This window comes from Lysinibacillus sp. GbtcB16 (assembly GCF_019091145.1).
Classification (GTDB): domain Bacteria; phylum Bacillota; class Bacilli; order Bacillales_A; family Planococcaceae; genus Lysinibacillus; species Lysinibacillus fusiformis.
The window spans coordinates 397,466-411,173 of the sequence record NZ_JAGXJV010000002.1; the positions used below are offsets into that span (position 1 = coordinate 397,466).

General features: G+C 38.1%; 13 protein-coding genes, 1 riboswitch and 1 other annotated feature. All 13 genes read left to right on the top strand.

What is annotated here, in order from left to right; translation table 11 throughout:
• Positions 1-6 precede the first annotated feature (6 nt).
• The 13 genes from hpaB (at position 7) to greA (ending at position 13,636) form a co-directional block, all read left to right on the top strand.
• Positions 7-1,440, top strand: a complete 1,434-nt coding sequence (hpaB, locus tag KVT27_RS13810; RefSeq protein WP_208705578.1) for a 4-hydroxyphenylacetate 3-monooxygenase, oxygenase component — start codon at positions 7-9, stop codon at positions 1,438-1,440.
• 57 nt (positions 1,441-1,497) lie between these two features.
• Positions 1,498-1,662, top strand: a riboswitch (M-box (ykoK) riboswitch).
• 245 nt (positions 1,663-1,907) lie between these two features.
• Positions 1,908-2,873: a magnesium/cobalt transporter CorA gene (gene corA / locus KVT27_RS13815; RefSeq protein ID WP_036127283.1), complete on the top strand. Its 966-nt coding sequence runs from the start codon at positions 1,908-1,910 to the stop codon at positions 2,871-2,873.
• Between the two features lie 67 nt (positions 2,874-2,940).
• Positions 2,941-3,156 (top strand) — a binding site (T-box leader).
• A 147-nt stretch (positions 3,157-3,303) separates the two neighbouring features.
• Positions 3,304-5,964 carry an alanine--tRNA ligase gene (gene alaS, locus KVT27_RS13820; RefSeq protein WP_217581475.1) on the top strand — a complete coding sequence of 887 codons (2,661 nt, stop codon included), beginning with the start codon at positions 3,304-3,306 and terminating at the stop codon, positions 5,962-5,964.
• Positions 5,965-6,052: 88 nt separating this feature from the next.
• Complete coding sequence (locus tag KVT27_RS13825; protein ID WP_004226839.1) at positions 6,053-6,319, top strand: IreB family regulatory phosphoprotein; 267 nt, start codon at positions 6,053-6,055, stop codon at positions 6,317-6,319.
• Positions 6,320-6,321: 2 nt separating this feature from the next.
• The gene (gene ruvX / locus KVT27_RS13830; protein ID WP_008180957.1) at positions 6,322-6,738 is read left to right on the top strand and encodes a Holliday junction resolvase RuvX; all 417 of its coding nucleotides are present in this window, start codon (positions 6,322-6,324) and stop codon (positions 6,736-6,738) included.
• A gap of 18 nt (positions 6,739-6,756) precedes the next feature.
• The gene (locus tag KVT27_RS13835) at positions 6,757-7,065 is read left to right on the top strand and encodes a DUF1292 domain-containing protein (protein WP_036127277.1); all 309 of its coding nucleotides are present in this window, start codon (positions 6,757-6,759) and stop codon (positions 7,063-7,065) included.
• A 177-nt stretch (positions 7,066-7,242) separates the two neighbouring features.
• The gene (locus tag KVT27_RS13840; RefSeq protein ID WP_036127275.1) at positions 7,243-7,770 is read left to right on the top strand and encodes a DUF1292 domain-containing protein; all 528 of its coding nucleotides are present in this window, start codon (positions 7,243-7,245) and stop codon (positions 7,768-7,770) included.
• 285 nt (positions 7,771-8,055) lie between these two features.
• On the top strand, positions 8,056-9,183 hold the full coding sequence (gene mltG, locus KVT27_RS13845) for an endolytic transglycosylase MltG (RefSeq protein ID WP_036127268.1): 1,128 nt from the start codon (positions 8,056-8,058) through the stop codon (positions 9,181-9,183).
• Positions 9,184-9,467: 284 nt separating this feature from the next.
• Positions 9,468-10,100 (top strand): O-methyltransferase, encoded by a 633-nt coding sequence (locus tag KVT27_RS13850; protein ID WP_036127267.1) that lies wholly within the window; start codon positions 9,468-9,470, stop codon positions 10,098-10,100.
• Positions 10,101-10,105: 5 nt separating this feature from the next.
• Positions 10,106-11,038 carry a peptidase U32 family protein gene (locus tag KVT27_RS13855; protein WP_036127266.1) on the top strand — a complete coding sequence of 311 codons (933 nt, stop codon included), beginning with the start codon at positions 10,106-10,108 and terminating at the stop codon, positions 11,036-11,038.
• A 14-nt stretch (positions 11,039-11,052) separates the two neighbouring features.
• Positions 11,053-12,333 (top strand): peptidase U32 family protein, encoded by a 1,281-nt coding sequence (locus KVT27_RS13860; RefSeq protein WP_008180945.1) that lies wholly within the window; start codon positions 11,053-11,055, stop codon positions 12,331-12,333.
• Positions 12,333-12,971, top strand: a complete 639-nt coding sequence (gene udk, locus KVT27_RS13865; RefSeq protein ID WP_025114351.1) for a uridine kinase — start codon at positions 12,333-12,335, stop codon at positions 12,969-12,971. The genes KVT27_RS13860 and udk overlap by 1 nt, the downstream gene beginning before the upstream one ends.
• 176 nt (positions 12,972-13,147) lie before the next feature.
• Positions 13,148-13,636, top strand: coding sequence for a transcription elongation factor GreA (gene greA, locus KVT27_RS13870; RefSeq protein ID WP_008180941.1), 489 nt, complete (start codon positions 13,148-13,150; stop codon positions 13,634-13,636).
• The last annotated feature ends 72 nt before the right edge of the window (positions 13,637-13,708 follow it).

Consider the following 13,708-nt stretch of genomic DNA (forward strand, 5'->3'; position numbering starts at 1 on the left):
GACAACATGCCAATAATGACAGGACAGCAGTATATGGAACGTATCGATGCTTTAAATACGTATATTTCAATTGATGGGGAAGTTGTGACGGGCAAGGTGTCAGAACATCCTGCATTTAAGGGAATCATGCAAAGTCAGGCAAAGCTTTTTGATCTACAACATCAAGAAGCATATCTTGAAAAAATGACATATGAATCGCCAACTAGCAAAGAGAGAGTCGGCATGTCTTTCCTTCAAGTCATGAGTCCCGAGGATCTAGTAAAAAGACGTTTGGCCGCAAGAGAATGGGCTTTACAAACAAACGGTTTGATGGGAAGAAGTCCTGACTACATGAATACGACATTGATGGCTTTGGCATCAGCATCGAACTTTTTGAAAGATAAGCCAAATTGTTTTCCAGACCATTTGCTGAAGTTTTATGAATATGCCCGTGAGAATGATATTTCCATGACACATACCTTTATAGAGCCGCAAGTAAACCGCAAGCGTTATTACTATGAGGATGAAGAAGTAACGATAGCTGCTAAAATTGTTGCAAAAACGGGCGAGGGCTTAGTCATTAAAGGAGCTAGATTACTAGCCACACAGGGAGGAATAACGGATGAACTTCTTGTTCTATCAACAAATGGCTATGATGAAGGAAAAGGTTTTGGCTTTTCTATACCGAGTAACACAAAGGGCTTAAAGTTTTTATGTCGGCAATCTTTTGTCGGAGGAGATTCTAGGTTTGATCATCCTTTAAGTGCACGCTTTGAAGAAATGGATGCGATTGTTGTTTTTGATGATGTAGTTGTTCCATGGGAGCGTGTATTTTATTATGAAAATGTTGAAGTAGCCAATCAATTTATGAATGTTAGTGGCTTCCAAGCGTATACATTGCATCATGTGCTGTCACGTCAAATTGCTAAGACCGAATTCATCCTAGGGGTTGTACAAACGATTGTGGATACCATAAATATCGGGGATTACCAGCATGTCCATCAAAAAGTGGTAGATGTCATCGTAGCATTAGAAACGATGAAAGCACTGCAATTAAAATCAGAAATTGAGGCACAAAGGGATTCCTTTGGCTTTATAAGACCAGACCTATCGACATTACAGGTCGCTATTCATATTTTCCCGAAAGTATATCCTACCTTTACAGATATCATCCAGCTACTTGGAGCAAGTGGATTAATGTCCATACCGAGTGCAAAAGCTTTTGCAACGGATGATGGGGATCTTGATCATTATCTGCAATCATTTCAAGACAAAGGGGAGGAACGAGTTAAAAAATTCCGTTTAGCTTGGGATTTAACGATGAGTAATTTTGGCACAAGGCAAACGCTGTATGAACGATTTTTCTTTGGCGATCCTGTTCGTCTGTCAAGCCTACTCTATCAATCGTATAAGCGCGATCATTTAGTACAAAGAGTAGAAGACTTTTTGAAAAATGATTGATTAAAAGTTTGACAGTTGTGAAACTATCCGTTATTATGTACAGGAATAAAAAAATAAGACTCCCTTCGTTAGGTGAGGCTCCTATGTGGAGATACGCTACTACCCAAAAATGTCGAGAGACGCCAATGGGTCAACAGAAATCATCGAAATAAGGTGTTTTTTAACGTAGCTGGATAATTTCCTATGCCGCATAGTGCTAAAACTCAACGTTTGAAGGTAACAAATATGCAAAGTTTTTTTGCTGTTTTTTTGATATGTGTATTCAACACGCCTTCATTCCTAGAAGGCGTGTTTTTGTTATGAAAGGAAGGTGATGAGAAATGGATAGTAGTCCTGAACCGAGTAAGTATGAGGTAGGTAGTCAGCATTTATGGAGACAGCCGTCGTTTCTTATCGCCGGCACCGACAGAAGGTTTTAAAAAATGACCTTTTGTTACTTTTTATAATAAAACACGAGGTGAAGTATCATGATTAAAATTCACTATTTCAATCACAATAGCAAAACAGTTCAACACGATTTCAATATGAATGATTTACGACTTCCCATTCATAGCGAGGATTTATTATGGGTGGATTTATATGCGTATAGTCATAATGAATTAAATAATATAGCAGATGTATTTGGCTTTCATCCACTAGCAGTGGAAGATTGCTTACATGAAGGCTCACGCCCGAAAATGGATAGTTATGGGGATTATAAATTTTTCGTTTTCCATGCACCTATCTACAATGAAAAAAGTAACAATGAAATTACAACGGTCGAGTTAAATATTTTTATGGGACCCAATTATATTGTTACGGTCCATAAACAAAAATTACAATGGCTTGGCCATATAGAACAAGTTTGTTTAAATAGTGCGAAATATTTGGAAAAAGGCACTGATTTTTTATTGCATACGATTATTGATGGAATTACAGATGAGTATTTCCCTGTATTAGAGCGAATTCGAGCACGGATTGATGAGCTAGAAGAAGAAGTTTATGATTATCAACCGAAAGTAGTAACAGAAGAATTCCTTTCTTTAAAACGAACAATTATTTTAATTCGTCAGGCTATCATGCCACAACGAAGAATTTTTTCTACAATTAATGGCCAATGGAAATTTGATATACAAGAGGAAAATATCCCTTTCTATAAGGATTTAAATGATCATCTTGAGCGGATTGTCGACTCCACTGAAACGTATCGAGACTTAGTCAACAGCACATTAGATACGTATTACTCGATTATTAGTGGCAAGTCTATTGAAAAGCTGAACTTATTAACCGTTATTTCTACAATTATGTTGCCTTTAACTGTTATTACTAGCTTCTTTGGCATGAATGTACCATTACCTTATCAAGATTCACCTATTACTACGATTGCGCTGAGTGCCTTTTTAGTGTTATTTACATGGGGAATGTGGGCATACTTCAGAAGAATGATTGCTTAGTTATGATTTGTCGTAGTAGTGCCAATTGACAGGTGAATAGATTTTTCTTATAATTTCGTTAGAAAAAGTAAACACGACGATGGAAAAAGTACGTAATTGCACGTGTAGAAGAAAGGGATTTCTTGGCTGAAAAAATCCTCACAGTGCAAATACCGAAAGCTACTCCGGAGTGCAGTTAATCCCTGCCGTTCACTGACGTTACAAGTGCTAAAGAGGTAAGTAAGAATGTTTACTTACAACTAGGGTGGTACCGCGAGACAGATGATAAGTCCTCGTCCCTTTTTGGGGATGAGGGCTTTTTTATTTTCATTTAGTAAAATAATTCCAATTATAGTGGTTGGTACCAATATTTGTTTGCAGGGAATAGATAGGGCGTCAAGGTCTGATTCATATCGTGATTTTACAATATAAACTAGGAGGAATTTATCCAATGAAAGCAGTAGATATTCGTCAAATGTATTTGGAATTTTTTAAAGAAAAGGGGCATCACCATGAACCGTCTGCGCCTCTAGTGCCAATCAATGATCCATCCCTACTTTGGATTAACTCAGGTGTTGCTACACTTAAACCGTATTTTGACGGTCGTGTTATTCCTGACAACCCTCGAATTACAAATGCACAAAAATCAATTCGTACTAACGATATTGAAAATGTAGGTAAAACGGCGCGTCATCATACTTTCTTTGAAATGCTAGGAAACTTTTCTATTGGGGATTACTTCAAAAAAGAAGCTATTCATTATGCTTGGGAATTTTTAACGGATAAAAAGTGGATGGGCTTTAATCCTGAATTACTATCTATCACTATCCATCCTGAAGATCAGGAAGCATATGATGTTTGGCATCAAGAAATTGGTATTCCTGAAGAACGTTTAATTCGTTTAGAGGGGAACTTTTGGGATATTGGTGAAGGTCCATCTGGTCCAAACTCAGAGATTTTCTATGACCGCGGCGTAGAATATGGCTCAGACGAAAATGATCCAGAAATGTATCCAGGCGGGGAAAATGAACGTTATCTAGAAATTTGGAACCTAGTGTTCTCTCAATTCAACCATAATCCTGATGGTACGTATACACCACTGCCAAAGCAAAATATTGATACTGGTATGGGACTAGAACGTATTGTCTCCGTGGTTCAAAATGTACCAACGAATTTCGATACGGATTTATTCATGCCTATCATTGAAAAAATTGAGGAATTTGCCAACCGTAAATACAAACGCCCAAGTGAAGTAGATTTAAATGAAATCTTTGGCTCTGAAGAAGATATAAATACGCCATTTAAAGTTATTGCAGACCACATTCGTACGGTAGCGTTTGCTATTGGTGACGGTGCCCTTCCTTCAAACGAAGGCCGTGGCTATGTATTACGCCGCTTACTACGTCGTGCTGTACGCTATGCAAAACAAATTGGTATTGAGAAACCATTTATGTTTGAATTGGTCCCAACAGTGGGCAAAATCATGGAAGGCTTCTATCCAGAGGTAACGGAAAAAAGTGAATTTATTCAACGTGTTATTAAGAATGAAGAAATTCGTTTCCATGAAACATTAGATGGTGGTCTTGCAATTTTTAATGAAGTAGCAGAATCACAAAAAGCGGCTGGTCATGATTTTATCCCAGGAGCAGATGCTTTCCGTTTATATGATACTTACGGTTTCCCAATCGAGTTAACGGAAGAATATGCAGAAGAAGTAGGAATGAAAGTCGATCATGAAGGCTTCGAAACGGCGATGGAGGAACAACGTGAACGTGCGCGTGCAGCTCGTCAAGATGTTGACTCTATGCAAGTACAAAATGAAGTATTAGCAAACTTAACGGTTGCCAGCGAATTTGTTGGCTTTGACACATTAGTAGCTAAAACTGAAATTGCTGCAATGATTGTGAATGGTCAAGTAGAAAAAGTAGCATCTGAAGGCCAAGAAGCTTTAGTTATTTTAGCTCAAACACCATTCTATGCTGAAATGGGTGGTCAAATTGCCGATAGCGGTATCATTTCTAATGATAGCTTCACCGCTGTAGTAAAGGATGTTCAAAAGGCACCAAATGGTCAGCCACTCCATACAGTAGTTGTTGAATCAGGTGAAATGCATGTGGAAGATGCTGTCCAAGCAATTGTTAATCGTGATGATCGCAATTTAATTATTAAAAACCATACAGCGACACATATTATGCAACGTGCGTTAAAAGATGTATTAGGTGATCATGTCAACCAAGCTGGATCATATGTAGGCCCTGATCGTTTACGCTTTGACTTCTCTCACTTTGGTCAAGTGACTAAAGAGGAATTACAGCAAATTGAACGTATTGTAAATGAAAAAGTGTGGGATGATATAGAGGTCGTTATTGAAGAAATGGCCATCGATAAAGCGAAAGTAATGGGTGCAATGGCTTTATTCGGCGAAAAATATGGCGATGTTGTACGTGTCGTTTCAATCGGAGACTATTCCATCGAGCTATGCGGTGGTATCCATGTAAAACGTTCTTCTGAAATTGGTTTCTTTAAAATTGTTTCAGAAGGTGGAATTGGTGCGGGTACTCGTCGTATTGAAGCTGTTACAGGTAAAGTGGCTTATGAAGTAGTCAAAGAAGAAGAAGCTCTTTTAAATGATGCAGCAGCATTGTTAAAAGCAAATCCTAAAGATATCGTAACAAAAGTACAAGCCTTACAAGGTGACTACAAAGAATTACAACGTGACAATGAAGCATTATCTCAAAAAATTGCCAATGCTCAGGCTGGGGCAATTGTTGATGCAGCACAAACAATTGGAGATGTCACAGTTCTTTCTACAAAGGTAGAAGCAAAAGACAATAACCAACTGCGTCAGATGATGGATGATTTGAAGGCGAAAATGCCAAAGGCTGTTATCGTTCTTGGAGCAGTGGATGGCGATAAGGTTATGCTATGTGCTGGAGTATCAAAAGAATTAGTTGGTGGCAATTACCATGCTGGAAATATCGTTAAAATGGTTGCAGAAGCTTGTGGTGGTAAAGGTGGCGGTCGTCCGGATATGGCGATGGCAGGAGCAAAAGAAGCTTCAAAACTTGATGAAGCACTACTTTCTGTGTATGATTATGTTAAATCCATTTAATTAATTCACCAAAACATGTTATAATAAAGAGAAATTGGAGATGAGCTTGTTCGCACATCTCCTTATTTCTGAAAGCGAGGTGCTGGTCATGAGTTCATTTGATCAAACGATGAAATTTAATTTTCCAGAAGAATCAATGGAACAGGAAGTCAAGCAGGTAATGTTGAAAGTTCATTCTTCATTAGAGGAAAAGGGATATAACCCTATCAATCAGATTGTTGGTTACTTACTTTCTGGTGATCCGGCGTATATTCCTCGCCATCAGGATGCTCGTAATTTAATTCGCAAGCTTGAGCGTGACGAAATTCTAGAAGAGCTTGTTAAATTTTATATCAAAAAGAATAACGAGGACTAGAAATGAGAATTATGGGATTAGACGTTGGGTCGAAAACCGTTGGCGTTGCTGTCAGTGACGCACTTGGTTGGACTGCCCAAGGTATTGAAACCGTAAAAATTGATGAGGCTAATGGCGAGTTCGGTATCGATCGTATCGCTGAGCTAGTAAAGGAATACGCAATAACAGAATTTGTTGTAGGCTTCCCGAAAAACATGAATAATACGGTTGGACCGCGTGGAGAGGCTTCTGAAAACTATAAAACGTTATTGGAAGAAACGTTCTCACTACCGGTTAAATTATGGGATGAACGTTTAACAACGATGGCAGCGGAACGTATGCTAATCGAAGCAGATGTGAGTCGCAAAAAGCGCAAGCAAGTCATTGATAAAATGGCAGCTGTGATGATTTTACAAGGCTATTTAGATAGCAAAAATTAATTGATGAGGTGACTATACATGGCAAACGAGCATAACCATGAAGAAGAATTACACGTTCAACACATTACAGTGATTGATGAAAACGGAAATGAACAGCTTTGTGAAGTGATTCACGTACATGAATCTCCAGAGTTTGGAAAATCATACGTATTTTACTCAATGGTAGGCGCAGAAGAAGATGAAGATGGCTCAGTTGAAATTTTCGTTTCTTCATTCGTACCGTCTGAAAACGGTGAAGATGGTGAACTAACACCTATTGAAACTGAAGCAGAATGGGATATGGTAGAAGACGTATTAAACGCTTTAGAAGATGAAGACGAAGAATAAGAATAATCTTCTTTCTTAAAGCTTGGAACAAGGATCGCAGCTTGCAGTCCTTGTTCCTTTTTTATTGAAAGTATGTAAATATCCGAATAATGGTGAGATTCTGCTCGAAGATATTTAGTACGTGTAGAAGTAACTACTTAAGTAAATGACATTAAACTGTCAGAAGGAGATAATCGAATGAATGAAGAAACACAAGAATTTATGATAATCGATGAAAATGGGAAGGAACAACGTTGCCATGTGGTCTTTACATTTGATGCAGAGGATAAATCCTATGTGCTATTTTCTTTGTTGGATGCCAATGGTGAAGAAATTCCAGGAGATCTATCAGCGATGACTTTCGATTATGACGATAACAACGGCGAGATGACCAATCTACAGCCTGTCGAAACGGATGCTGAATGGGAAATGATTAATGAGGTGGTATTAACACTTCTAGATGAATTTGAAGAAGAGCCACAGCTTATTACCGTGACAAATGAAGATGGAACGGATCAAGTTTGTGAGGTAATTCATACTTTTGCATCCGAGCAATTCGGTAAATCGTATGTATTATATGTGCCCGCGACAGATGAGCCAATGGATGAGCGTGAAATTTTCGCGGCTCAATATCTGGCTGGAAACGATGGTTCTATTGAAGAGTTATTACCAATAGAAACAGATGAAGAATGGGTGTACGTTGAAGATATATTAAACGAACTATAAGAACTCTGAGTGGTTAGTAGCCACTCGGATTTTTTTGTTTTAGTAAAGAATCTTACCATCAAGTTTAAACATTTCTATTACAATAATCGAACATCTTAGAAGAGCAATTATGACAGTCTGATAGTATTGTAAAGTGATACTATTAAAGTTTTTAGCAAGACAATCTGCTGGAAAAAATAGCTAGCAGATTTTTTTATATATGCAAATTCTCCTGAATTGTCGATTTCTGTTTGTCGTGATAGTTGATTTCTAGTATGATATTGGATAGTGATAGGGGGGAAACCCGTGGATAACGGTACTAAAAAACAAGAAATGTTTTCAAAAATGCAGGAAAAAAAATCAGAGGTAAAAATCGTGAGAAAAATCGTTGCCATTGTGGCAATTGTTTTTGTCCTCGTTATAGGGATTGTCGGTTTATTCGGGTACAATTATGTTAAGGGTGCTTTAAAACCACTAGATCCTGACGCGACAAAAGCAATTGCAGTAGAAGTACCAATCGGTTCTAGCTTAAGTTCTATTTCTACATTATTAGAGAAAAAAGGTGTTATTAAAGATGCACGTGTTTTTAAATATTATGCAAAATTTAAAAACGAGTCTCAATTCCAAGCGGGCAATTACGATTTAACGCAAGCGATGACATTTGATGAACTTATTGAAAGTTTAAAAACAGGGAAGGTATACCGAAAACCTGTCTTTACAATGACGATTCCTGAAGGCTTAACAATTGAGCAAATTGGGAAAGTTATTGAAAAGAAAACGCCATATACACAAAAGGAATTTATGGATTTAGTAACGAGTGACACATTTGTACAACAAATGATGGCCAACTACCCTGAGCTCGTAACGGATGCAGTGTTAGCTGACAATATTCGCTATGATTTAGAAGGCTATTTATATCCAGCAACTTACTCGTACTATGAGGAGAAACCATCTCTAGAAGCGATTGTTGAAGAAATGATAGGGGCTATGAACAATGTGGTGAAAAATTACAGTGATGTTTTAGTGGAAAAACAAATGTCCGTTCACCAACTGTTAACATTTGCATCATTATTGGAAGAAGAAGCTACGGCTCAAACAGATCGAGAGACAATAGCAAGTGTCTTCTATAATCGTATTGATGAAGGGATGCCACTACAAACAGACCCAACTGTTTTATATGCGCTTGGTGATCATAAAGATCGTGTGCTGTATGAAGACCTAGAAGTAGATAATGCCTATAATACTTACAAAAATAAAGGCCTACCACCAGGCCCAATTGCGGGTGCTGGAAAGACTTCTATTGAGGCGACATTAAACCCTAGTCAAACAGATTATTTCTATTTCTTAGCAGATAAAGAGGGTGTCAACCACTTCTCGAAAACATATGATGAACATTTACAGAAAGTAGAAAAATATTTACGAAAAGAAGAATAAGCGTTAGCAAAGAGTTAATGGCATAGAGCAAACATAGGAAGTAGAAGGAAAGAAAAATAGCTTTCCTTCTATTTTCATGCTATTATAAAGTGTGATTTTTGATCAATTCGTTTATTCGGGACAAATATGCGTGGTGGCAATTGTTTGAGCATGTCAAAAACAATTGCTCATTTTTGTATGGCAAAGTACCAAGACATCACGTTTGGTCTTTTTCTTTTTGTTGATAAATGATGAAGTACGGACAACGGCTACATGCACGTTGCCTTTTAATTGAGGGTGGAACAATGGAATTATCAGATGCGTATATACAATCATTTATACAGCCACGTAATGAATTGCTTTTAGAAATGGAAGCATATGCGGAGGAGAATCATGTACCGATTATGCAACTTGCAGGTATTGATGCTTTAAATCAATTGTTGCGCATTCAAAATCCGCAAAAAATTTTAGAAATTGGCACGGCAATTGGTTATTCTGCTATTCGCATGGCAGAAGCTTTACCAAATGTCCATATCGTTACGATTGAACGCGATATAGAGCGTGTGACAAAAGCTAAAGCCTATATTGAACGGTCAACCGTATCTGATCGAATTAAGGTCATTGAAGGCGACGCTTTAGAGGTAGAGGATAAGGCCATTGACACAGAGTTCGATGCAGTATTTATCGATGCCGCAAAGGGACAATATCAGCGATTCTTTGAAAAGTACGCGCCCCTCGTAAAATCAGGCGGAGTCTTGTATATCGACAATATGTATATGCATGGCTTGTCAGATCTAGATTTGAAGGATGTCCCACGTCGAAAGCGCACAATGATCCGCAATTTAAAAAACTTCACAGAATGGATAATGCAGCACCCAGATTACACCAGTGCTTTTTTACCAGTAGGTGACGGTTTATTACTATGTTTGAAGAGGTGACTACTATGAAAAAACCAGAATTGCTTGTGACACCACAATCATTAGAACATATTAAAGCACTTTTAGACGCTGGAGCGGATGCTTTTGTTATTGGTGAACAACAATTTGGTCTACGTCTAGCAGGAGAATTCTCAGTAGATGAGGTGGAAGAGGCAACGAAGCTCATTCACGCGGCAGGTAAAAAAGTTTATGTTGCAGTGAATGGCCTTTTCCATAATGAAAAACTGGAGGCACTTGCCGACTATTTAACAGAAATGCAACGTATCGGTGTGGATCGTTTAATTTATGGCGACCCAGCAGTATTAATTATTCGTCGTGAGCAAGGCGTAACAATTCCATTGCATTGGAATCCTGAGACGACTGCAACAAACTGGTTTACGGCTAATTACTGGGGAAAACGCGGTGCGACTCGGGCAGTGTTAGCACGTGAGCTTTCTCTTGATGAGGTTTTAGAAATTAAAGAAAATGCGGAATTAGAAATTGAAGTACAAGTACATGGTATGACGTGTATGTTCCAATCAAAACGCCCGCTTCTTGGCCATTATTTCTTATATCAAGATAAAGTAATGGAAATTGAAAATCGTAAAGAAAATCGTAACATGTTCCTACACGATGATGAGCGCAATAATAAATATCCAATTTACGAAGATGTAAACGGTACACATATTTTTAGTCCTAATGACATGTGTGTTATTGATGAACTTGGCGAATTATTCGAAGGTGGCATCGATGCCCTAAAAATTGAGGGTGTGCTACAAACTCCAGAATATGTGGTAGCTGTGACTGAGGCCTATCGCAAAGCCATCGATGCATATTTTGACGAATCCGAAGAAGCATATGATGACATAAAAGATGAATTATTAGCAAAAATTGAAGATATTCAACCAGCCATTAGACCATTAGATACAGGCTTTATCTTCAAGGAAACTGTTTACTAAGAGGGGGCAATAACATGGCATTAGCGTTAGAACAAAATGACAAAATCCGTGACATTGTCGACGGTAAACGTGTCATTACAAAAAAACCAGAGCTACTTGCCCCAGCGGGTAGCTTAGAAAAATTAAAAGTAGCCGTGCATTACGGAGCGGATGCTGTATTTATTGGGGGACGAGAGTTTGGTCTACGTTCCAATGCAGATAATTTCTCTATAGATGAAATGCGTGAAGGGGTAGAGTTTGCTAATCAATATGGTGCGAAAATTTATGTAACGACAAATATATTTGCACATAATGAAAATATGGCAGGCTTGGAGCGATATTTAAAAGATATCGAGTCGGCAGGTGTGACAGGTATTATCGTTGCGGACCCACTAATTATCGAAACATGTCGTACAGCTGCTCCTAAACTTGAAATTCATCTTTCTACACAGCAGTCATTGTCCAACTGGAAGGCAGTGCAGTACTGGAAGGAAGAAGGCTTACATCGTGTTGTATTAGCACGTGAGGTAGGCGGAGAAGAAATGAAAATGATGAAGGAAAAAGTCGATATTGAAATCGAGGCCTTCGTTCATGGCGCCATGTGTATTGCTTATTCTGGCCGTTGCGTTCTATCTAACCATATGACTGCTCGTGACTCTAACCGTGGCGGTTGCTGCCAATCATGCCGTTGGGATTATGATTTATATGAATTAGAAGATGGGGAAGAAAAAGCACTGTTTGATGATAATCACGCATCTTTTGCTATGAGTCCGAAAGATTTAAAATTAATCGAAGCGATTCCACATATGATCGAGCTTGGTATCGATTCATTAAAAGTAGAAGGGCGTATGAAATCGATTCACTATGTGGCAACCGTTGTATCCGTATACCGCAAAGTTATCGATGCTTACTGTGCTGATCCTGATAATTTTAAAATTAAACGCGAATGGCTAGAGGAGCTAGATAAATGTGCAAACCGTGATACGGCTGAAGCATTTTTCCATGATGCACCTGGCTCAGAGGAGCAAATGTTTGGTATTCATGGCCGAAAAACAACATATGAATTTGCTGGTTTAATTTTAGAACATGATCCAGAAACAAAAATGGTTACGATGCAGCAACGAAATTATTTTAAACCTGGTGACGAAGTAGAGTTCTTTGGTCCAGAAATCGAGAATTTCCGTCTGACAATGGGAGAAATTTGGGATGAAGATGGCAATAGCCTAGATGCAGCACGTCATCCATTACAAATAGTTAAATTTAAATGTGACACACCATTAATGCCGCATAACATGATGCGAAAGGAGAATAACTAATGGAAGTGAAGCGTCCTGTTGTTATCGGTATCGCTGGTGGCTCATGCTCAGGTAAAACGAGTGTGACACGCGCCATCTATGATGTTTTCCGAGGGCATTCAGTTGTTGTTATTGAACAAGACTTTTATTATAAAGATCAAAGTCATTTAACATTTGAAGAGCGATTAGGAACAAACTACGATCATCCGTTAGCATTCGATAATGATTTATTAATACAGCACATAAAAAAACTTTTAGTGCGACAGCCAATCGAGAAGCCAGTTTACGATTATGTGCAGCATACTAGAGCAGCAGAAGTGATCCATGTTGAGCCGGTAGATGTTATTATTCTAGAAGGAATTCTCGTGCTAGAAGATGCCGATCTGCGTGATTTAATGGATATTAAATTATTTGTAGATACCGATTCTGATTTACGAATTATTCGTCGTATTATGCGTGATATTAAAGAACGTGGACGTACAACAGATTCAGTTATCGATCAATACTTATCAGCGGTTCGACCAATGCATAATTTATTTATTGAACCTACAAAACGTTATGCTGATATCATTATTCCTGAAGGTGGGGATAATGAGGTAGCGATTGATTTAATGGTAACGAAAATTAAAACTATTCTTGAAACCGACAACGTATTGTAATAAGATAGAGTGGTATTGACAATATTTACATGCATATTTAAAAAAAGCATGCATACTATTAGGTCAAAGCGTAATTTGAAAAACGTTTAAAAATAATAAAATTCGATTAAATGCACCTACCAAGCATTTAGTCGAGTTTTATGTTTTTATATTGAAGAAACAAGGAGTGAAGGACTTTGGCAAATGAAAAACAGTACCCTATGACAGCTGAGGGAAAACGAAAATTAGAAGAAGAATTAGTGAAATTAGAAACTGAAACACGTAAAGAAATCGTTGAACGTATAAAAATTGCTCGTGATTTTGGTGATCTTTCTGAGAATGCTGAGTATGATTCAGCAAAAGAAGAACAAGCCTTTTTAGAAGGTCGTATTTCAACTTTAAAATCGATGATTCGCAATGCAGTGATTATTTCTGAGGATGAGACAGATAACAGTGTGGTATCACTTGGGAAAACGGTTACATTTGTAGAAATTATTAATGGTAAACCATCAACTGATGAAGAATCTTATACAATTGTAGGTTCGGCTGAAGCAGACCCAATGGAGTTCCGTATTTCAAACGAATCACCAATTGCGAAAGGCTTACTTGGCCGCGCTGAAGGCGAAGAAGTAGCTGTTCAAACACCTGGTGGCGAAATGAAAGTTAAGATTGTTTCAATTAAATAATATGTAAGTGGACAAGCAGCTGGTCTTTCTAATTCAGGGAGGCTAGCTGCTTTTATATTTCAGGCTGAAATG

Coding starts and splice junctions, on each gene's coding strand:
- hpaB (WP_208705578.1), top strand. CDS start 7: ATGCCAATAATGACAGGACAGCAGTATATGGAACGTATCGATGCTTTA.
- corA (WP_036127283.1), top strand. CDS start 1,908: ATGATTAAAATTCACTATTTCAATCACAATAGCAAAACAGTTCAACAC.
- alaS (WP_217581475.1), top strand. CDS start 3,304: ATGAAAGCAGTAGATATTCGTCAAATGTATTTGGAATTTTTTAAAGAA.
- KVT27_RS13825 (WP_004226839.1), top strand. CDS start 6,053: ATGAGTTCATTTGATCAAACGATGAAATTTAATTTTCCAGAAGAATCA.
- ruvX (WP_008180957.1), top strand. CDS start 6,322: ATGAGAATTATGGGATTAGACGTTGGGTCGAAAACCGTTGGCGTTGCT.
- KVT27_RS13835 (WP_036127277.1), top strand. CDS start 6,757: ATGGCAAACGAGCATAACCATGAAGAAGAATTACACGTTCAACACATT.
- KVT27_RS13840 (WP_036127275.1), top strand. CDS start 7,243: ATGAATGAAGAAACACAAGAATTTATGATAATCGATGAAAATGGGAAG.
- KVT27_RS13850 (WP_036127267.1), top strand. CDS start 9,468: ATGGAATTATCAGATGCGTATATACAATCATTTATACAGCCACGTAAT.
- KVT27_RS13855 (WP_036127266.1), top strand. CDS start 10,106: ATGAAAAAACCAGAATTGCTTGTGACACCACAATCATTAGAACATATT.
- KVT27_RS13860 (WP_008180945.1), top strand. CDS start 11,053: ATGGCATTAGCGTTAGAACAAAATGACAAAATCCGTGACATTGTCGAC.
- udk (WP_025114351.1), top strand. CDS start 12,333: ATGGAAGTGAAGCGTCCTGTTGTTATCGGTATCGCTGGTGGCTCATGC.